This is a genomic window from Halorubrum sp. SD690R (assembly GCF_005435035.1).
Lineage (GTDB): Archaea > Halobacteriota > Halobacteria > Halobacteriales > Haloferacaceae > Halorubrum > Halorubrum ezzemoulense.
Genome location: NZ_SGTV01000005.1, coordinates 126,605 through 145,188, shown reverse-complemented (window position 1 = coordinate 145,188; position 18,584 = coordinate 126,605). Strand labels below are relative to the sequence as shown.

Genomic DNA, 18,584 nt, shown 5'->3' with positions numbered 1-18,584 from the left:
TCACGTGGATCGCCGTGCGAACAGCCCGAGCGCCGCCATAACGGCGACGAGCGTCGCCGCGACCCCGAATCCGGGAGTGCTGCCGGCGGTGTCGCCGCTCTCGTTCCCGTCGTCGCTCCCGTTCCCGTCGTCGCTCCCGTTCCCGTCGTCGCTCCCGTTCGCCCCGTCGGCGCCGTCGGTTCCGTCGCTCACGTCGCCGTCGTCGCCGCTGTCGCTCCCGCCGTCACCGCCGTCGCCGTCGGCCCCGCCGTCCGCATCCGGGAGCGCGAGGTCGGCGTCCGGCCGGAGTTCGAGGACGCCCGCCGGCGAGGGCGCGTGGGTGATCGTCACGCTCGTCCCGTCGCGCTCGACGCCGTACGCGCCGGGGAAGTCGCTCTCCTCGCCGATCTCGTACACGGTCCCCTCGGCGTAGTCGCCGTCGCCGTGCGCGGTCAGCATCCGCACGTAGGCGTCGCGGAACGCCGCGGCGTCGCCCTCGGTCTGCCACTCGGTCGCCCAGACGTAGCCGTCGCGCTCGCCGTTCCGGTAGGGGTACAGCTCGTCGCCGGCCCACCCCTCGGTCACGGGGTGCGCGTAGTTGTACAGTCCCCGGGTTTGGAGCTCCGCGTCGGTGCGGAAGTGGACGTTGTAGTTCTCCGCGGGGGACCGGTCCGGCTCGAGCACCGAATACTCGTATCCGCCGTCGAACCGCACCCCGGCGCTCTGGTACCAGAACATCACGAACATCGACGCCTCGCCCGCTGTCTCCGCGCCGTCGACCCCCTGGTCCGCGTACGTCTCCCACCCGCCGGTCGCGGCGTCCTCGAAGCTCACGCTGCGCTCCTCGTAGTCGGGGTCCCGGTGGATGACCTCAGCCGTCGACGCCGGCGGGTCGTTCATCGTCTCGTTGACGGCGGCCCAGCCCCCCTCGTCGCGCAGCTCGCGGACGTACAGCGCGCCGTCGCCGTACGGCTGGAGGACGGTCTGGAGAATGCCGAAGTTGAAGTCGGGCACGTCGCCGCCGCCCCCGCCGCTCTCGGGCGGCTCGGCGCAGGTCCAGTTGTCGGCGCAGCGGGCGGCGTACCGCTCCTCGACGTGGACCGCCTCCCCCTCGACGATCCCGTCGACCGCGAGGTCGCCGTCCTGCGTCGCGCCGACGTAGCGCGGGTCGGTGAGGTCGTGGTACTGGTCTTGCATCGCGTGGAGGAGCTCGTGCGCGAGCGTGGAGGGGTCGATATCCGGCGACTCCCCGTCGGGGACGACGATGACGATCTGGTCCGCCGTCGGCGAGTAGAAGCCAGAGACCGCGCCGCCGAACACCGAGTCGATCTCGCTGTTGGCGTTCGCGCCGTCGCCGACGACGAACAGCGCCTCCCACACCTGGTCGTTCCAGCGCCGGAACGCCTCGGAGCCGTTCCCGCTCGCCGTGCCGTTGAGGTACTCGCTCCGGGTGACCGTCTCGACCGGCACGTCCTCCCGGAAGGGGCGCTGACGGACGTGTTCGACGCGCGCCATCGTCAGGTCCGTCAGCGCCGCCAACTGCGTCTCGTTGAGTCCGTCGGTCTCCGTGAAGTCGACCGACTCCTCGTAGTGGGTCCCGTTCCAACAGCCCACCAGTTCGGTGCCGTCACCAGGACCGCACTCCTCGGCCGACGCGGAGGGCACGGCGTCGGACGTCACGGGGCCGTTCCCGGCCGACTCGGCGGGGACCGCGCCGGCGTCGGGGGCGGCGGCGACGCCGGCGGTGAAGGCGACACACAGGACGGCGACCGCGGCAACGATCGCGGCCGCGGTCGAGGGGCTGAGAACCCGTCGCATACGAGATTTATCGGCCGCCCCGGTAAGTAGTTTGTCGGTTCCTTCGGCGCCGCGGCCGGCGGATTTTTCCTTGCCGTGTCGGCGGATCGCCGCGCGGACCCCGCGGAACGGACGACGGTTTTTGCCCCCTGCGCGCTAACCGCCGGTATGGCGTTCGATCCGACAGCAACCGCGGTGGTCGTCGTCGACATGCAAAACGGGTTCTGTCACCCGGACGGGAGCCTCTACGCCGAGCCGAGCGAGGCGGCGGTCGAGCCGGTGACGGCGCTCGTCGACCGCGCCCGGGAGGCCGGCGCGAGCGTGGTCTACACCCGCGACGTCCACCCGCCCGAGCAGTTCGACGAGACCCACTACTACGACGAGTTCGACCGGTGGGGCGAACACGTCGTCGAGGGGTCGTGGGACGCCGAACTCGTCGCCGACCTCGACGTGCGCGGCGACGACCACGTCGTCGAGAAGCACACCTACGACGCCTTCTACCGGACGGACTTGGAGGGGTACCTCGACGCGCACGGCATCGACGACCTGCTGATCTGCGGCACGCTCGCGAACGTCTGCGTCCTCCACACGGCCGGGAGCGCGGGCCTCCGGGACTACCGCCCGGTCGTCGTCGAGGACGCGCTCGGCTACATCACCGAGGACCACCGCGAGTACGCGGTCGACCACGCCGAGTGGCTGTTCGGCGAGACGGCGACCCGCGACGAGGTCGCCTTCGCCGCCGAGTAACCGGCGGCGAGCGTTCCGGATGTCGAACGTTCCGGATTTCCGTAATTATCGCGCGCGGAAATCGGCGTGTAATCCTTTTTACCGCTCGCCGAAACCGCAGGGTATGGACATCTCTCGGCGGGGCGTGCTCGGCGGCCTCGGCGCGGTCTGTGCGGTCGGCGCCGTCGGCTTCGCGGGCGCGACGGCGGTGACGGACGGCGAGGCGGCCGGCGGCATCGGCGGCGACGGTCCGGGACCGACGGGCGGCGCGTCCGCCGACGGAGGGGGCGGGTCCGGTCCCTCGTCGGCCGGCGTCGATCCCGACGCGCCGTTCGTCGCGCGGGTGACCGGCGACGACGGGACCGGCGCGCTGCTGTTCGACGCGAGCGACCTCGACCGCGTCAAGGGCGTCTTCTCCCAAGACGGCGAGTACCTCGTCCAGGTCGTGCTCTCCGAGGCGGGGATCGAGTCGTTCCGGAGCCGCCTCGACGAGGCGGGGGCGACCGACGACCCGGCGGCGTTCGTGGTGTCGATGACGCTCGACGGGACCGAGGTGCGGCGCGTCGAACTCGACGGGGAGACGGTGGGGGCGCTCACCGGCTCCGAGTGGGGGGGCGTGTTAACCCTCCCGTTCGACGAGGAGACGGTCGCTCGCTCGGTGTACGACCGACTGGCGGACGAGTAACTCGCTTCCGGGGCGCCCTCGACGACTGACTGGTCAGGTATCTCGACGCGGTGAACGGTGGATAGGGTTTTGCCTCTCGACCGCGTGTGTCCGCCGTGAGCGATGCCCCCGCGGACGACGGCGGTCGCCCGTGTCCGGTCTGCGAGACCCCGATGTACCACCGGCACTGTAAGTACGTCTGTCCGGCGCACGGCGTCGTCTACGACTGTAGCGACACGTTCTACTGAGCCGTCGGTCGCGCCGCGCGCCGCGTCGATCGCCGGCACGGCCGGGGTCGATCGGCACCCGAACTGTGTCGTGCGAACTGTTATGTTCTTGGAGGCCGACCTTTCTTTTATGATGGGCGACCCGTACGTGACCCTCCTTGCCGACCCACCGAGGTCAGCATGGTAGAGCAAAAGCAGGTTGCCCGGAGCAAGCGGATCCAGCGCCGCACCGGGAAGACCTTCCACGTCGCCACCCGGCTACTGCCGCAGCGGATTCGTCACCCGACGTACGTGCTGTACGGATTCTTCCGGATCGCCGACGAGGTCGTCGACGCCGAAGACACGGCGCCGCCCGCCGAGCAGCGGGCCGAACTCGACCGGCTCCGGGCGGCCGCGCTCGGCGAGGAGCCGACCGACGACCCCGTGTTGGAGGCGTTCTCCGAGGTGCGCGAGCGGAACGGCATCGCCGACGCGGACGTTCACTCGTTCGTGGACGCGATGGAGAGCGACATCGACACCGACCGCTACGAAACCTACGCGGACCTAGAGGCGTACATGGACGGCTCCGCCGCCGCCGTCGGGCGGATGATGACGTCGATCATGGACCTCGATCCGGAGGAGGAGGCCGAGGCGCTCCCGCACGCCACGAAGCTCGGCGAGGCGTTCCAGATGACGAACTTCCTCCGGGACGTCCGCGAGGACGTCGTCGAGCGCGACCGGATCTACCTCCCCCTCGAGACCCTGCGGCGCCACGGCGTGAGCGAGCAGCAGATCCTCGACTTGGAGTTCGACGAGGATGTCGCGGCTGCGATCCGCGAGGAGATGGCCCGCACGGAGCGCCTCTACGAGGAGGGCGTCGCGGGGATCAAGTACCTCCCCGAGGACTGCCAGCTCGCGGTGCTGCTCGCGGCGGTGCTGTACGTCGACCACCACCGCCTCATCCGGAACCTCGGGTACGACACCGTCTCGACGACCCCGGAGCTGTCGCTCACCCGGAAGCTGTCGCTGCTGGTCCGCACCCGCTGGAAGTGGCAGTGGAACCGCGACCCCGAGGCGGTGTTCTACGACATGTGTACCGATTTCGACCCCAGCCGCGAGTCCCACGGCCACGGACCCCACGGCACGGGTGTTCCCCAGACGGACTGAGCGCCCGTGGACCGCTCCCGGTTCGTCGCCCTCGCGTTCGCCGCGTTCGGTCTCGTGTTCGTCTCCTTCCTCATCCGCGGCACGACCCGACTGGTGGCGCCCTACGGGGTCGCCGTCGCCGCGTCGGCGCCCGTCCTCTTCGCGGCGGCCGGGCTGCTCGCCGGTCTCGTCGTCCTCGCCCTCCTCGATCTGGCGGGTATCCGCCCGCTGACGTGAGCGGCGACGGCCCGCCTCGTCCGGTCGGCCGTGGCACCGCCAGCGCCGCCCGAGTCGGAACGCCCTTGCCGCGTCGACCCCCACGAAGCGTATGGACGTACGAACCGTCGCGGACCTCTCGCCGGCCGAGCGCCGCGCCTTCTTCGAGCGCGACGCCGGCGTCGAGGGGGTCCGCGAAGACGTGCGGGAGATCGTCGAGCGGGTCCGCGAGGAGGGCGACGTCGCGGTCCGCGAGTTCGCCGAGGAGTTCGACGGGATCGCCGTCGGCAACATCGACGTGACGGACGACGCGGCGCGGGCGCACGACGAGCTGGCCGACGCGGACGACCCGGTCCTCGACGCCGTCCGCGAGGCCGCGGCGAACGTCCGCGAGTTCCACGAGCGGCAGCGCCCGGAGGACTGGCGCGACGACTTCGGCGGCCGGGAGCTGGGGCGGCGGTTCCGTCCGATCGACCGGGTCGGCGTGTACGTGCCCGGCGGCGCGGCCGCGTACCCCTCCAGCGCGCTGATGGGGATCATCCCCGCAGTCGTCGCCGGCGTCGACCACGTCGCGGTCGCCACGCCGCCGGCGGCGGATCTGAACCCGGTCACCCTCGCGGCGATCCACGAGGCGGGGGCCGACGCGGTGTACCAGGTCGGCGGCGCGCAGGCCGTCGCCGCGCTCGCCTACGGCACGGAGACGGTGACGCGGGTCCAGAAGATCGTGGGCCCCGGGAACAAGTGGGTCACGGCCGCGAAGTCGATCGTCCAAGGCGACGCCGAAATCGACTTCCTCGCCGGCCCGAGCGAGGTGCTTGTCCTCGCGGACGAGACGGCGGACCCCGCCCTCGTGGCGGCCGACCTCGTCGCGCAGGCCGAACACGACCCGAACGCCTCCGTGATCGCGGTCACGGACGACGCCGATCTCGCCGCGGCGGTCGCCGACGCGGTCGAGGCGCAGGCGGCCGAGCGTGAGCGCGAGGAGACGATCCGGGCCGCGCTCGACAACGAGGCCTCCGGCGTGCTCCACGCGCGGTCGATGCCCGAGGCCGTGCTGTTCGCCGAGGAGTACGCCGCCGAACACCTCTCGATCGTGGCCGACGACGACGAGGCGCTTCTCGACCGGATCACCAACGCCGGCTCCGTCTTCCTCGGCCCGCACTCGCCGGTCGCCGCGGGCGACTACGCGGCCGGGACGAACCACGTACTGCCGACGAACGGCGGCGCGAAGCGCTACGGCGGGCTCTCCGTGGACACGTTCCTCCGGTCGTCGACGGTCCAGCGCCTCGACCGCGACGCGCTCGACGACCTCTCGGAGACGATCACCTCGCTCGCCGAGGCGGAGGGGTTGGAGGCGCACGCGGAGAGCGTCCGGAAGCGGTTCGAGTAGCGGCGCGCCCGCAATTCGGCGGGTAGCAACGGTTATCTCGCGGAGCCGCCTCGGGACGGTATGTTTCCGTCGCCGCTGACGCTGTTTGAGGGGTTCTCCGCGCTGGAGGCGACGGTGGCGGTCCTCGTCGTCTCGGTCGCCGGCGCCTTGGCCATGGAGTTCGTCGTCCTCCGGGTCGCCCGCCGCTACGTCTCGCACACGGACACCGGCGACGACGACATCGTCCTCTCGTCGCTGCGCGCCCCGCTCGTCGTCACCGCCGCGCTCGCGGGAGTGTACGTGCTCACGCAGGTGCCGTCGGTCCGGACGTCGGTGCTCGTCGAGCCGCGGCTGCTCGACGCGGTGTTCGGGCGGCCCTCGCTGTCGGTGATCGTCCTCGTCTGGGCGTACGCGGCCAACGGCGTCGTGAACCGGCTCGTCGCCGCGGTCAACGCCGAGGGCGGCCGGTTCGACTTCGCGCCCGTCTTCTCGAACGTCTGGACGCTCGCGGTGCTGGTCGGGAGCGCCGGGACCCTGCTGTGGCTATGGGGCATTGAGATCACGCCCCTGCTCGGCGCGGCGGGCGTCGCCGGCATCGCGGTCGGCTTCGCCGCGAAGGACACCGTCGCGAACTTCTTCGGGGGGATCGCGCTGTACTTCGACGACACCTACAAGATCGGCGACTACATCGTCTTGGACGACGGCACGGCGGGCACCGTGATCAAGGTCGGCGTGCGCTCGACGACGCTGCTCACCCGCGACGAGGTGTTGGTGACGGTGCCGAACGCGGCGCTCAACGCCTCGAAGGTGACGAACGAGTCTGCGCCCCGGCGCCGCCGCCGCGTCCGGGTCCCGATCGGCGTCGCCTACGGAACGGACGTGGACGCCTTCGAGGCGCTCGCGATGGATGTCGTGGGAGCCGAGCCGCTGGTCCTCGACTCCCCGAAGCCGCGGGCGCGGTTCCGGTCGTTCGGCGACTCGTCGCTCCAGTACGAGATCCTCTGTTGGGTGAACGGGCCCACCCGTCGCCGCCGCGCGCAACACGAACTCAACCGGGTGCTGTACGTGGCGCTCGGCGACGCGGGCATCGAGATCCCGTACCCGAAACGTGACGTGACGGTCAGCGGGGCCGTCGGACCCGCGGCGGCCGCTCGCGACGGCGCGCCCGATCCCGAGCAGGAGCCGAACACTGACGCGGATCCGAGCGCGGACGCGGATTCGAGCGCCGACGCAGCGACCTGACCGGTCGCTCCCGCCGGCAGGGTTTTGAGTGTCGACGCCGAACGCGTTCGCATGAGTACCGAACCGGCCGACACCGGGACCGAGGGGAACGACCCGGCGATCGAGGTGACGCCGGACGCCGCCGAGGAGGCGCTCTCGCTCTTGGAGGGCGAGGGGCTCGACACCGACATCGCCGGACTGCGACTGTTCGTCCAGCAGGGCGGCTGCGCGGGGCTGTCCTACGGGATGCGCTTCGACACCGAGCCGGAGGAAGACGACCTCGTCGTGGAACACCACGACCTCCGGGTGTTCGTCGACCCCGCGAGCAAGAACTACATCGGCGGGAGCACGCTCGACTACGAACACGGGCTTCAGGCGGCCGGCTTCGAGGTCGAGAACCCGAACGTCGTCTCCGAGTGCGGCTGCGGCGAGTCGTTCCGCACGTAGCGGTTCCCCGCCGTCACCGGGGCGGTTACGGCCTCCGCTTCGCTTCCGTTTTCTCCCGACCGCCGAGTCCGCCGCTTAAGTCGCTCCGCCGGGTAGCGAGAGGTATGACGCTGGAAGCGACGACGACACCGGACGGGGAACGCGTGTACACCGACCGGTCGCGCACGGAGCGCGGCGCGGACGGCCCCTTCTACCTCGTGTTCGCGGACGAGGCGGGGGAGTCCCGCTGGGGGTTCCGCTGCGGCAACTGCGGGGCGTTCGACACCGCGATGGACACGATGGGCCGGATCCAGTGTACCGAGTGCGGAAACCTCCGGAAGCCCGACGAGTGGGACGCGGCTCACGAGTGAGCCTCCGACGCCGGGACGCGCTCGCGGCTCTCCGCGGCGTTCCCGGCCGCCCCGCCGGTTCTCTCTGTCCGAAATCGTGAGAAAGTTTATCACGGATGGTGCCGAACTTCGAGGCAGATGGCCACTGCGAGCATCCCCCCGACGACCGAGGCCAGAGACGTCTTCCGCGAACTGGGTTACACCGTCTCCGAGGGCGGACGCGAGTTCGTCGCGGAGCGCAAGTGGCGGCGCGTCCTCGTGACGGTGCTGTGTCTGGACGACGACGACCTCGACCCGTATCTCGCAGACGGGGGCGACACACCGCGACTCCGGTGTTTCGTCACGTGGCGCGACCGCGCGGCCGACCTCCAAGAGCGGCTCGTCGCCTCGAAACCCCCCTACGACTGGGCGGTCATCGGCATCGACCACGACGGCGAGGACTTCGCGGTGATGGAAGGCGCGCCCGGAAGTCCGTAGGGGTCCTCCAGCCACGGCCCCGTCCCGCGACGCCTATTTTTATCTCCCCATGCGTCCTACCAGCACGTGACATGGTCTTCAAGAAGATCACGCTGATCGGGACGAGCGAGGAGAGCTTCGACGCCGCGGCCGACGACGCCATCGACCGCGCCGAGGACACGCTGGACAACGTCTACTGGGTCGAGGTCGAGGAGTTCGGCGTCGAGTTGGACAGCGCGGCCGACCGCGAGTATCAGGCGGAAGTCGAGGTCGCGTTCGAACTGGAGGGATAAGCGGTAGGCGGTTTTTTGATTCGCTCGTAGCTCCGAGCGGCGGCGCCGCCCGATTATAGATTGGTCTCGACGGATCGCCGTCGAACACCACCGAAGCCCCAGCCGCGAGGGCTCGCTGCGATCGCTGCGCGCCTCTGTCGGTCACTCCGTCCCCTCCCTCGGTGCTTGCGTCGCGCGCCGTCGCGGCTGCCCCTTCGAGTCCCGCCCGCCCACACCACAACCGCACCGCACACCTCCCCAGCCTCGTCAGCCGCCGTCGCTTCGCTCCGGCAACTGACTCCAGCGAGGGACCGAAGGTCCCTCTGGTAGCCGGCGCGTAGCGCCGGCGACCTCGCGCGCGCTGGCTTCGCGGCCTGCCGGCGGCTCGCAGGCACGCGCCACCGCGACGGTCGTTTACAACCGATACCGCGGCGGTCACCTATTTACCCGCCCGCGCCCACGACCCGGCAATGACCGCTTCACGCGCGCCGGCCGAGCCGGCGGTCCGGGAGTTCGAAGCGACGGTCGACCGCGTCGACGGCCGCGAGGTCGTCCTCGACGAGACGTACTTCTACGCCGAGTCCGGCGGCCAGCCCGCCGATCGGGGGACGCTCGACGGCCACCTCGTCGACGACGTGACCGAACGGGGCGGAGACGTGGTCCACGCCCTCGACTCCGACGCCGACCCCGACCTCGCGCCCGGCGACGAGGTCACGGGCTTGGTCGACGACGCGTTCCGGACCTACTGCGCCCGCGCACACACCGCCTCCCACGTGCTGTACGGGGCCGCGCGCCGGATCGCCGAGGACCTCGGCTACGCCGGCTTCGACATCTCCGAGACGAAGGTCCGCGTCGACCTGACGACCGCCGAGCCGTTAGACGACGGCGACCTGATCGAGTTAGAGCGGCTCGCGAACCGCGCCGTCTGGGACTCGCTGCCCGTCTCGTGGGCGACCCACTCGGCCGAGGCGGCCCGAGATGTCGACGGGATCGCGTTCAACACGAAAACGGAGGAGGGTGCGATGAGCGGCGGCGCGGTCCGGGTCGTCACCGTCGGCGACGCGGACGACCCCTGGGACGTCGCCGCCTGCGGCGGGACCCACGTCGAGAACACCGCGGAGATCGGGCCGATCGCGGTGCTGGACCGGTCGAACCCCGGCGAGGGCGTCACCCGCGTCGAGTTCGCCGTCGGCCCGACCGCCATCGACGAGCTCGGCGCGGTCCACGCCGCCGCGCTCGACGCCGCGACGACGCTGGACGCGCGCGTCGGCGACCTCCCCGACGCGGTCGACCGCCTCCGCGAGGAGGCCGACCGGCTGGAGGCGGACCTCCGCGAGGCGCGCGGGGACCTGCTCGCCGCCCGCCTGCGCGACCTCCCGACGACCGAGGTCGACGGCGCGCAATGGGCGGTCGGGACCGTCGACGACGCCGACCCGAACGAGCTCCGGGAGCCGGCGACCGCGCTCGTCGGCGGCGACGCCGACGCGGACGACGGCCCCGACGCCCTCGCCGCGATCGGTGCGGGTGACGCCCCGTTCGTTGTGGTCGCGGCCGCGGAGGACACGGCCGTCGACGCGGGCGACATCGTCGGCGCGATAACCGCCGAGTTCGGCGGCGGCGGGGGCGGCGGCCCGACGTTCGCGCAGGGCGGCGGCCTCGACGCCGACCCCGCGGCCGTCGCGGCGTGGTTCCGGAAGCGATGACGGGCAAGCTGGGCCCCGACGCGCTCGCCGCGGCGCTCGCGGCGACCGGCGCGCCAGACGCCGCGGTGGCGCGGGGGCCGGCCTACGGGGAGGACGCGGCCGCGATCGACCTCGGCGACGCCGCCGAGACGCTCGTCGTCGCGGCCGACCCGCTGTCGCTCGCGGCCGAGTCGGTCGGGACGCTCGCGGTCCACGTCGCCTGTAACGACGTCGCCGCGAGCGGGGCCGACCCGCGGTGGCTCACGCACACGCTCTTTTTACCCGACGGCGATCCCGACCGGCTCCGGACGGTCGTCGACCAGGTCGACGCGACGGCGCGCGAACTCGGGTGCGCGGTCGTCGGGGGCCACACCGAGGTGCTCGACGCGCTCGACCGCCCGCTCTGCTCGATGACGGCGATGGGGACGACGGACCGCTTCGTGTCGAGCGGCGGGGCTGAGCCGGGCGACCGCCTCCTCCTCACCAAGGGAGCGGCGATCGAGGCGACGGCGATCCTCGCGACCGACTTCCGCGAGGAGTGCCGCGCGGCCGGGGTCCCGGCCGCGACGCTCGACGCCGCCGCCGGCTTCCTCGACGAGGTGAGCGTCGTCCCCGACGCGGCCGCGGTCCGGGACGCCGCGACCGCGCTCCACGACCCGACAGAGGGGGGCGTCGCGACCGCCCTCGTCGAGATGGCCGCGGCGAGCGACTCGGTCTTCACCGTCGAGCGCGACGCGGTCCCCGTCCGCCCCGAGACGCGCGCCTGCTGCGACGCGCTCGGCGTCGACCCGCTCGCGACGTTCGGCTCCGGCGCGCTGCTGGCCGCGGTCCCGCCGGATCGAGTCGATGACGCGCTCGACGCCCTCGACGCGGCCGGGATCGGCGGCGCGGAGATCGGCTCGGTCGAGGGGGCTGCGGGCGACGCCGCGGGCTCGGGCGACGCCGCGGACTCGGGCGACGCCGCGGACCCGCCTCGCCCCGCGGGAACCGTCCGAATCGACGGCGAGCCGCTCGCCGAGCCGCCCCGCGACGAGCTGTACCCGCTGTGGGAGGCGCGCGAGGCGGAGGAGTAGGCGCGTCACCGGCGCCGGTACCGAAGCCGTCCGGGACGCCGGGTCGGGCGGTCCCGTCGATCGCTCACCTTTTTCGGTGAGGGACCGAAGTCGGTGACATGACCGGAGCACGCGTCGGCTCGGCGCTCACCGACGAACAGCAGGCGGTCCGCGACCTCGTCGAGGAGTTCGCGGCCGAGGAGGTCCGACCGACGGCGGCCGAAGCCGACGAGACGGAGACGTTCCCGGAGGACGTGTGGGACGGGCTCGCGGAACTCGGCCTGACGGGGCTGACGGTCCCGGAAGCGTACGGCGGGTTCGGCGCGGGGAAGACGACGTACGCGGTCGCCAACGAGGCGCTGGCGCACGGGTCCCTCGCGGTCGCGACGGCCCTGTCGGTCCACTGCCTCGCCACCTCCTGTATCGCCGAGTTCGGCAGCGAGACCCAGCGCGAGACGTGGCTCCCCGAGATGGCGGAGACGGGCCGCCCGGTGGGCATGTTCTGTCTCTCCGAGCCGCACGCGGGTTCGAATCCCGCGGAGATGTCGACGACCGCGACGTACGACCCCGAGACCGACGAGTACGCGCTCAACGGCGAGAAGCAGTGGATCACGAACGGGAAGCGCGGCGGCGTGGCCGTCGTCTTCGCGAAGGTCGACGACGAGGCGCACGACCCCGACGACGACGCGATCACGCAGTTTCTCGTCCCCGCCGACACCGAGGGGTTCGAGGTCGGCAAGAAGGAGGAGAAGCTGGGCCTCCGGGCCTCGGACACGACCGGGATCACCTTCGACGACTGCCGCGTCCCTGCCGCGAACCGGCTCACTGAGCCGGGGAAGGGGCTCTCCGCCGCGTTCCGGACGCTCACCGAGGGCCGGATCGGCATCGCGGCGCAGGCGGTCGGCGTCGCGCAGGCGGCGCTCGACGAGGCGAAATCCTACGCCGAGGAGCGCGAGCAGTTCGACCGACCGATAAGCGACATCCAGACGATCCGGCACAAGCTCGCGGAGATGTCGACCGACGTGTCGGCGGCGCGGCTGCTCGTCCGCGAGGCGTGCCGGCAGGCGGAGGCGGGCGAGGACTATCGCGTCGCCGCATCGAAGGCGAAGTACCGCGCCAGCGAGGCCGCGATGTCGGTGACGAACGAAGCGATCCAGATTCACGGCGGCTACGGCTACACGACCGAGTTCGACGTCGAGCGCCTCTACCGCGACGCGAAGATCACGGAGATATACGAGGGGACGACCGAGGTCCAGAAGACGATCATCGCCCGCGGGGTGTTCGGCGAGTGACCGACGGTGACGGATCTCAGTTCGCCGCCTACGACGCGGTCGTCTACGACCTCGACGGGACGCTCGTCGAGCTCGCGGTCGACTGGGACGCGGTCGCCGACGCGGTCCTCGACGTGTACGCCGAGCGCGCCCTCATCCCCCCGACTGAGGAGCTGTGGGACCTCCTCGGCGCGGCGGACGAGTACGGGATCCGGGCCGAGGTCGAGGAGGCGATCGCGCTCCACGAGCGCCCCGGCGCCCGCGAGTCGACCCGGCTCCCGCTCGGGGACCGACTCGCGGCCGCGACCGCGGACGACGAGTCCGCGGACCCACACCCCCCGGCTGGCGTCTGTTCGCTCAACTGCGAGGACGCGTGCCGCATCGCGGTCGAGACGCACGGCCTCGGCGACGCGCTCGTCTCGGGCGCGATCGTCGGCCGCGACACCGTCGGAAGCCACAAGCCCGACCCGGCGTCGCTGCTCGCGGCGATCAACCGCCTCGGGGAGGCCCCGGAGGACACCCTGTTCGTCGGCGACTCGCAGAGCGACGCGGTCACCGCCGAGCGCGGCGGCGTCGACTTCGCGTGGGTCTCGGAGCTGCTCGCCGAGTAGCGACTCGCACCGCGCCGCCCGCGGGTCAGTCGATCTTCTCCCCCTCGTCAGTCTGTTCGTCGGTCGGCTCGGTAGACTCCGGCTCGGCGTCTCCGGCGTCAGCGTCGGCGTCTCGTTCCGCGCTCGCGTCAGCGTCGGCGTCCCGTTCCACGCTCGCGTCGGCGTCGCCGCCAGAGCCGCCGTCGCCGGCCTCGGCGCGCCGCGCGTACAGCGCGACGGCGACCGCGGTGACGAACCAGATGGGCGCGCCGATCCGGACCGCGAACGCGGCGCGCGCGCCCCACGTCTCCAGCGTCACGAGCGTCGACAGCAGCGCCGCGGCGGGCGCGCCGACGAGGATGGTGACGACGAACGTCGTCTGCATCACCCACGCGTAGTCCACCCCCTCGTACTCGGCCCGCTCGACTGGTTGCACGCGACCGACTCGGCGGCCGAGCGGCAAATCGGTGGCGGTCGGCGGCGGTACCGGGGTCGCGCCGCCGCCCGGCCGCGCCGCCCCGCCTTTCCGGTTCCCGACGATTTTACGGCGTCGCGCGGGTGACTCCGAGGTATGACCACGACGCGGGGACTGCGGGAGGGCGACGATCCGATCACGATGTTGACCGCATACGACGCCCCGACGGCGGCGATCGTCGACGAGGCGGGGATCGATGTCGTCCTCGTCGGCGACAGCATGGGCAACGCCGCCCTTGGCTACGACTCCACGCTCCCCGTCACGCTCGACGAGGTGGCGAGCCGGACCGCGGCGGTCGCGCGCGCGACCGGGGACGCGCTGGTCGTCGCCGACATGCCGTTCCTCTCGTTCGGCGTCGACGAGGCCGAGTCCGTCCGCAACGCGGGTCGACTCCTAAAACAGGCGAACGCGGACGCCGTGAAGATCGAGAGCGGCCCCCACACCGTCGACACGACCCGTCGCATGACCGAAGTCGGGATCCCGGTGATGGCGCACCTCGGCCTGACCCCGCAGCACGTGAACCGGCTCGGCGGCTACACCCGACAGGGGACCGAGCAGGACGCCGCCGAGGAGATCATCGACCTCGCGGGCGCCCACGCCGACGCCGGGGCGTTCGCGCTCGTGCTGGAGCACGTGCCGGCGAACCTCGCGGGCGCGGTGACCGAGGCGCTGGATATCCCGACGATCGGCATCGGCGCGGGCCCCGACTGCGACGGACAGGTGCTCGTGATCAACGACGCGGTCGGGCTCGGAGAGTGGTCGCCGCCGTTCGCGAAGCAGTTCGGCGACGTGCGCGGCGAGATGGTCGACGCCGTCGAGGCGTACCGGGATGCCGTGACGAGCGGCGAGTTCCCGGCCGAGGAGCACTCGCACGTCGAGGAGGCGCTAGAGGACCTGTACTGAGGCCGCTCGATCGTCCGGGGTCAGACCGGGAAGAACCCCAGCACCGTCGGCAGTTCGTTCGGGTCCACCTGCGTCACGGTGACGTAGAGGACAGTGAAGATCACGGCGTTGTGGAGGCCGTGGAGCAGCGCGGGGACGACGAGGTTCTCGGTGTACTCGTACACCGCGCCGAACACGAGGCTCGGCACGAACAGGATCGAGATCGTCGTCAGGCGCGCGGAGAGCCCGCCGGTCAGCGCCATCACGTGGATGGTCGCGAAGATGGCGGCCGCCAGCGCGATCGACGGGGCGGCCGGCAGCGACTCGCGGAGGCGCCCCTGGACGACTCCCCGGTAGAGGATCTCCTCGCAGGGCCCGATGACGAGGAACGACGCAGCGACGAACAGCGGGATGATCGCCGGATTCCCCATCGCCAGCTCCGCGCTCTGGTTCGCCGCGGTCTCCGTCCCGAGCAGCTGGACGATCGTCGAGACCACGAGGATCAGGATCAAGATCACGACCCAGCTGCCGAGGACGATCCCGATCTCCTTGAGGCTCGGCACCCGGACGCCGAGGTACGAGACGATCCCCTCGCGGTCGAAGCCGCGCCACGCGAGGTAGCCGACCGCGAGCCCGCCGAACGCGACGTACTGGCCGAACACCAGCGTGAGGACCACGCTCGCGACGAGCGAGAGCCCCCCGGTCAGCGAGTCGATCGCGAAGACGGCGACCCCGCTCGCGAGCGCGATGACCGGGCCGAGGACGCCGAGGAGGAGGGCCGTCGCGACCGCGACGCCCGGAGAGCCGGCGCCCCCGCCCGACCCGTCCGCGTCGCCGACGGCGTCCGGCCCGACGTCGTCGAACTCGTCCGAGACGCCGCCGTCCGTGGCCCGGTCGCCGCTGGAGGGATCTGTCATTGCCCCGTGTTGGGGCCGCCCGGCAAAATGGTTGTCCGTGTCGGAATCGACGACGGCGCGGTATCGTTCCGAGACGGCGACGGTGCGATATCGCGCGGAGACGGCGGCGCCACGACGCCGTGCCGAAACGGCGACGGCGCCGAAGGCGGGTCCCGACCGCCTACTGGTGGAGCAGCTCGTACCACAGCACCGCGGTGACGGCCCGCCCGTCGCGCAGCTCGTCGTCGACGACCGCGGCGAGCAGGTCGTCGTACGGCACCGTCTCGACCGCGATCGACTCGTTGTGGTCCAGCTCCCGCTCGGCGGTCGGCTCGCAGCCGGTCGCCAGCACGTGGTGGTGGACCGCGTTCGCCATCCCGTTCGTGGGCTCGACGGCCGTCAGCCGCTCGAACGCGTCCGCCTCGTACCCCGTCTCCTCGGCGAGTTCGCGGGCCGCGGCGCGCTCGACCGCGGCGGTCGTCGGCTCTCGGCACGCGGGGCCGCCGTCCCCCGCCGCCCCGTCTTCCGGCTCCATCGTCCCGGCGGGAATCCCGCGGTTCACCCGGCCGACGGCCTGTCGCCACTCGTCGATGACGACGACGTCGCCGTCGGGCGTCAGCGGCAGCACGACGACCGCCGGCGGCTCGTCGACGTAGTGGAACCCGTCCGTCTCGCCGTCCGGGAAGCGCACCTCGTCCCGGCGCACGTCGAAGCCGGGGCAGGCGTAGTCGATGTCGCTGTCGAGCGTCTCCCACGCGAGGTCGGCGGAATCGTCCATGGATCGCGGTCGTCGCTCGGGGCGTAAATAGCCGGCCGTCGCGCGTTCGATCCGGTCGCACGCCCACGCCGGTCACGCGGCCCGGACGCGGTCGACCGCGAGACGGCCGACGGTCCCGGCGACCCACGCGAGCGTCCCCAGCGCGAGGGCCTCGACCCCGACGAAGACGAGCCCGTCGAGTCCGAGGAGCGCGGCGACGCGCTCCGCGAGGGGCCGCCCGGGCAGGCCCAGCAGGTAGTGGTCGGCGTTGCTCCCGAGCAGCGCTCCGTAGACGGAGAGCCACGCGAGCGCGACCCCGGCCCCTCGATAGGCGAGGCCCGCGGTCACGAGGACGCCGAGGGCCGCGGCGTCGAACGCGAGGAACACCACCCCGCCGGCGTGAGCGAAGAGCCCCAGCCCGTAGGCGGCGAAGGAGACGACAAAGAGCAGCGGCGGCACGAGGAGTCGGTACCGGCGCGGCGAGCCGTTCGAGTTCGAGCCGAGGAGGACGCGACGAGCGAGGGACATGTCCCCGGATCGTTTCGGCCGCCCCATGAATCCACGCGTCGGGCGCGGCTCACGACCAGTCGCCGAGCGACGCCTGTCCGTCCCCCGTCCGGCGCTCTGCCTCGTTCCCCGTCGCGTCGCCGTCCGCGGTCGGCTCCCCGTCTACCCAGTCGGTGAGCTTCCCGCCGTCGCCGTCGGTGCCGGCCGTTCGACCGACCGACCCGCGGGGGCGGTCGGCCGCGCCGTCGCTCCCGTCTCCCGGCCCGTCCCCCGGTTCGAATCCGCCGAGCGTCGCCTGATCCGTCTCGGCGAAGTCGAGCTTGGAGACGCGCACGCCCAGCTTGCGGACGCGGGTCTCGTCGAACTCGCCGAGCAGGTCGAGCGCCACCTCCTCGACGAGGTCGGGGTCGTCCACGGGACCGGGCAGGCTCCGGGCGCGGGTGTTGACGTCGAACGGCGGCTCGACCGCCTTGATCCCGATTGTGCGGTAGAGGCAGCCGCGCTCGCGGGCGCGGCGGGCAACGTCCGCGGCGAGCGCGGAGACGGTCTCGCGCTTCGTCGGCTCGTCGGCGGTCGTCGGGAGCGCCGACTCCCGCGAGAGGCTCTTGGGGAGGCCGGTCGGCGTCACCTCCCGGTCGTCGTCGCCCGCGGCGCGTCGGGAGAGCTCCGGCCCGCGCTCGCCCAGCTCCGCGGCGAGCCGGTCGCGGTCGGCCGCGGCGAGGTCGCCCGCGGTCTCGATGCCCAGCTCCGCCAGCGTCTCCTCGGTCACCGGGCCGACCCCGTGAACGTCGGCGGTCGGCAGCGGCGCGAGGAACTCCGCGACCGACCCCGGCGGCACGACGACCAGCCCGTCCGGCTTGTCGGCGTCGCTGGCGACCTTCGCGGCCGACATGTTCGGCGCGACGCCGACGCTCGCCGGCACCCCGGCCTCCCGCTCGATCCGGTCTTTCACGTGGCGGGCGTATCCCTCGGCGAGCGTCCGCGCCTCCGCGGGGCCGGCGGCCCCGCTCGGCGGCGGGTCGGTAGAATCGTCGCCGTCGTCCCCGTCACCGCCGTCGCTCGGACTCCCGCCGCCACCCCCGGCGACCGCCCACGAGGTCCGGTCGGTGGCGTCGAGGTACGCCTCGTCGATGCTCACCTCCCGGCGCGTGTCGGCGCAGTCGCGTAGGACCTCCTTCACCTCGCTCGCCACGTCCTCGTAGAAGTCGAGGTCGACGGGGAGGTACCGGCCGGTGTCGGCCGGGTCCGGCGCGTCCGGGTCGTCGGGGTCCGCGTCGGCGCGGCGGGGGAGCAGCTCCAAGGCCTCCGAGATCGGCATCGCGCTCTCGACGCCGAACTCGCGGGCCTCGTAGCTCGCCGTCGCGACCGCGCCGATCGACTCGCCCGGTTCGTACCCCATCCCGACCACGACGGGCTCGCCCGCGAGGTCGGGGCGGCGCAGCCGCTCGCAGGAGGCGTAAAAGCAGTCCATATCGACGTGGCAGACGACGCGGTCCGCGTCGTCGTCCCCGCCGCCGGCGCCCGGGAGTGTCTCCCCGGCGACTGGCGTCCCGCCGGTCATCGATCCCGACTCCGCGCTCCGCGGTCTTAAGAACCAGCCACGCGCGCCGGAAGTGGAACGCGGACCGCGGTCGCCGCCGCCCC

22 protein-coding genes are annotated in these 18,584 nt (G+C 72.3%); 16 read left to right on the top strand and 6 right to left on the bottom strand.

The features are described from left to right. On the bottom strand, positions 1-1,797 hold the full coding sequence (locus EXE41_RS05075) for an Hvo_1808 family surface protein (protein WP_137690436.1): 1,797 nt from the start codon (positions 1,795-1,797) through the stop codon (positions 1-3). Positions 1,798-1,944: 147 nt separating this feature from the next. On the opposite strand from EXE41_RS05075, the gene EXE41_RS05070 reads away from it, so the two are divergent. The 15 genes from EXE41_RS05070 (at position 1,945) to EXE41_RS05005 (ending at position 13,444) form a co-directional block, all read left to right on the top strand. Further along, positions 1,945-2,523, top strand: a complete 579-nt coding sequence (locus EXE41_RS05070; protein WP_137690435.1) for a cysteine hydrolase family protein — start codon at positions 1,945-1,947, stop codon at positions 2,521-2,523. A 103-nt stretch (positions 2,524-2,626) separates the two neighbouring features. Continuing rightward, on the top strand, positions 2,627-3,187 hold the full coding sequence (locus EXE41_RS05065; protein WP_137690434.1) for a hypothetical protein: 561 nt from the start codon (positions 2,627-2,629) through the stop codon (positions 3,185-3,187). Between the two features lie 95 nt (positions 3,188-3,282). Then, the gene (locus EXE41_RS19865; RefSeq protein ID WP_254921840.1) at positions 3,283-3,414 is read left to right on the top strand and encodes an HVO_2523 family zinc finger protein; all 132 of its coding nucleotides are present in this window, start codon (positions 3,283-3,285) and stop codon (positions 3,412-3,414) included. 159 nt (positions 3,415-3,573) lie between these two features. Beyond that, the gene (locus tag EXE41_RS05060) at positions 3,574-4,539 is read left to right on the top strand and encodes a phytoene/squalene synthase family protein (protein ID WP_086220654.1); all 966 of its coding nucleotides are present in this window, start codon (positions 3,574-3,576) and stop codon (positions 4,537-4,539) included. Positions 4,540-4,545: 6 nt separating this feature from the next. Next, positions 4,546-4,755, top strand: a complete 210-nt coding sequence (locus tag EXE41_RS05055) for a hypothetical protein (RefSeq protein ID WP_137690433.1) — start codon at positions 4,546-4,548, stop codon at positions 4,753-4,755. 91 nt (positions 4,756-4,846) lie between these two features. After that, complete coding sequence (gene hisD / locus EXE41_RS05050; RefSeq protein ID WP_137690432.1) at positions 4,847-6,124, top strand: histidinol dehydrogenase; 1,278 nt, start codon at positions 4,847-4,849, stop codon at positions 6,122-6,124. Between the two features lie 60 nt (positions 6,125-6,184). Then, positions 6,185-7,345 (top strand): mechanosensitive ion channel family protein, encoded by a 1,161-nt coding sequence (locus EXE41_RS05045; protein WP_137690431.1) that lies wholly within the window; start codon positions 6,185-6,187, stop codon positions 7,343-7,345. A gap of 51 nt (positions 7,346-7,396) precedes the next feature. Beyond that, on the top strand, positions 7,397-7,771 hold the full coding sequence (locus tag EXE41_RS05040; RefSeq protein WP_049930136.1) for an iron-sulfur cluster assembly accessory protein: 375 nt from the start codon (positions 7,397-7,399) through the stop codon (positions 7,769-7,771). A 104-nt stretch (positions 7,772-7,875) separates the two neighbouring features. Further along, positions 7,876-8,121, top strand: a complete 246-nt coding sequence (locus EXE41_RS05035; RefSeq protein ID WP_137690430.1) for a DUF5816 domain-containing protein — start codon at positions 7,876-7,878, stop codon at positions 8,119-8,121. Between the two features lie 117 nt (positions 8,122-8,238). Then, on the top strand, positions 8,239-8,577 hold the full coding sequence (locus tag EXE41_RS05030) for a hypothetical protein (protein ID WP_049930140.1): 339 nt from the start codon (positions 8,239-8,241) through the stop codon (positions 8,575-8,577). Between the two features lie 71 nt (positions 8,578-8,648). Then, positions 8,649-8,849 carry a dodecin gene (locus EXE41_RS05025; RefSeq protein ID WP_049930142.1) on the top strand — a complete coding sequence of 67 codons (201 nt, stop codon included), beginning with the start codon at positions 8,649-8,651 and terminating at the stop codon, positions 8,847-8,849. A gap of 449 nt (positions 8,850-9,298) precedes the next feature. After that, positions 9,299-10,531 (top strand): DHHA1 domain-containing protein, encoded by a 1,233-nt coding sequence (locus EXE41_RS05020; protein WP_137690429.1) that lies wholly within the window; start codon positions 9,299-9,301, stop codon positions 10,529-10,531. After that, positions 10,528-11,583, top strand: a complete 1,056-nt coding sequence (locus tag EXE41_RS05015; RefSeq protein ID WP_137690428.1) for an AIR synthase family protein — start codon at positions 10,528-10,530, stop codon at positions 11,581-11,583. The genes EXE41_RS05020 and EXE41_RS05015 overlap by 4 nt, the downstream gene beginning before the upstream one ends. A 98-nt stretch (positions 11,584-11,681) precedes the next feature. After that, positions 11,682-12,854, top strand: a complete 1,173-nt coding sequence (locus EXE41_RS05010) for an acyl-CoA dehydrogenase family protein (RefSeq protein WP_049930144.1) — start codon at positions 11,682-11,684, stop codon at positions 12,852-12,854. Beyond that, positions 12,851-13,444: an HAD family hydrolase gene (locus EXE41_RS05005; protein WP_198945662.1), complete on the top strand. Its 594-nt coding sequence runs from the start codon at positions 12,851-12,853 to the stop codon at positions 13,442-13,444. Before EXE41_RS05010 ends, EXE41_RS05005 begins: the two co-directional genes overlap by 4 nt. Before the next feature lie 25 nt (positions 13,445-13,469). Here the strand turns inward: EXE41_RS05005 and EXE41_RS05000 are convergent, their stop codons facing one another. After that, positions 13,470-13,859 (bottom strand): DUF5822 domain-containing protein, encoded by a 390-nt coding sequence (locus tag EXE41_RS05000; RefSeq protein WP_137690427.1) that lies wholly within the window; start codon positions 13,857-13,859, stop codon positions 13,470-13,472. 135 nt (positions 13,860-13,994) lie between these two features. On the opposite strand from EXE41_RS05000, the gene panB reads away from it, so the two are divergent. Beyond that, on the top strand, positions 13,995-14,801 hold the full coding sequence (panB, locus tag EXE41_RS04995) for a 3-methyl-2-oxobutanoate hydroxymethyltransferase (protein ID WP_049930146.1): 807 nt from the start codon (positions 13,995-13,997) through the stop codon (positions 14,799-14,801). Between the two features lie 20 nt (positions 14,802-14,821). On the opposite strand, the gene EXE41_RS04990 is transcribed toward panB, so the two are convergent. From EXE41_RS04990 to EXE41_RS04975, 4 genes are all read right to left on the bottom strand, one after another. Next, on the bottom strand, positions 14,822-15,697 hold the full coding sequence (locus tag EXE41_RS04990) for a CPBP family intramembrane glutamic endopeptidase (RefSeq protein WP_049930147.1): 876 nt from the start codon (positions 15,695-15,697) through the stop codon (positions 14,822-14,824). Between the two features lie 160 nt (positions 15,698-15,857). Beyond that, positions 15,858-16,454, bottom strand: coding sequence for an NUDIX hydrolase (locus EXE41_RS04985; protein ID WP_137690426.1), 597 nt, complete (start codon positions 16,452-16,454; stop codon positions 15,858-15,860). Between the two features lie 72 nt (positions 16,455-16,526). After that, entirely contained in the window at positions 16,527-16,961 is a 435-nt protein-coding gene (locus EXE41_RS04980; RefSeq protein WP_049930149.1) for a hypothetical protein, read from the bottom strand. A gap of 49 nt (positions 16,962-17,010) precedes the next feature. Next, positions 17,011-18,501, bottom strand: coding sequence for a DNA polymerase IV (locus tag EXE41_RS04975; RefSeq protein WP_137690425.1), 1,491 nt, complete (start codon positions 18,499-18,501; stop codon positions 17,011-17,013). Positions 18,502-18,584: the final 83 nt, after the last annotated feature.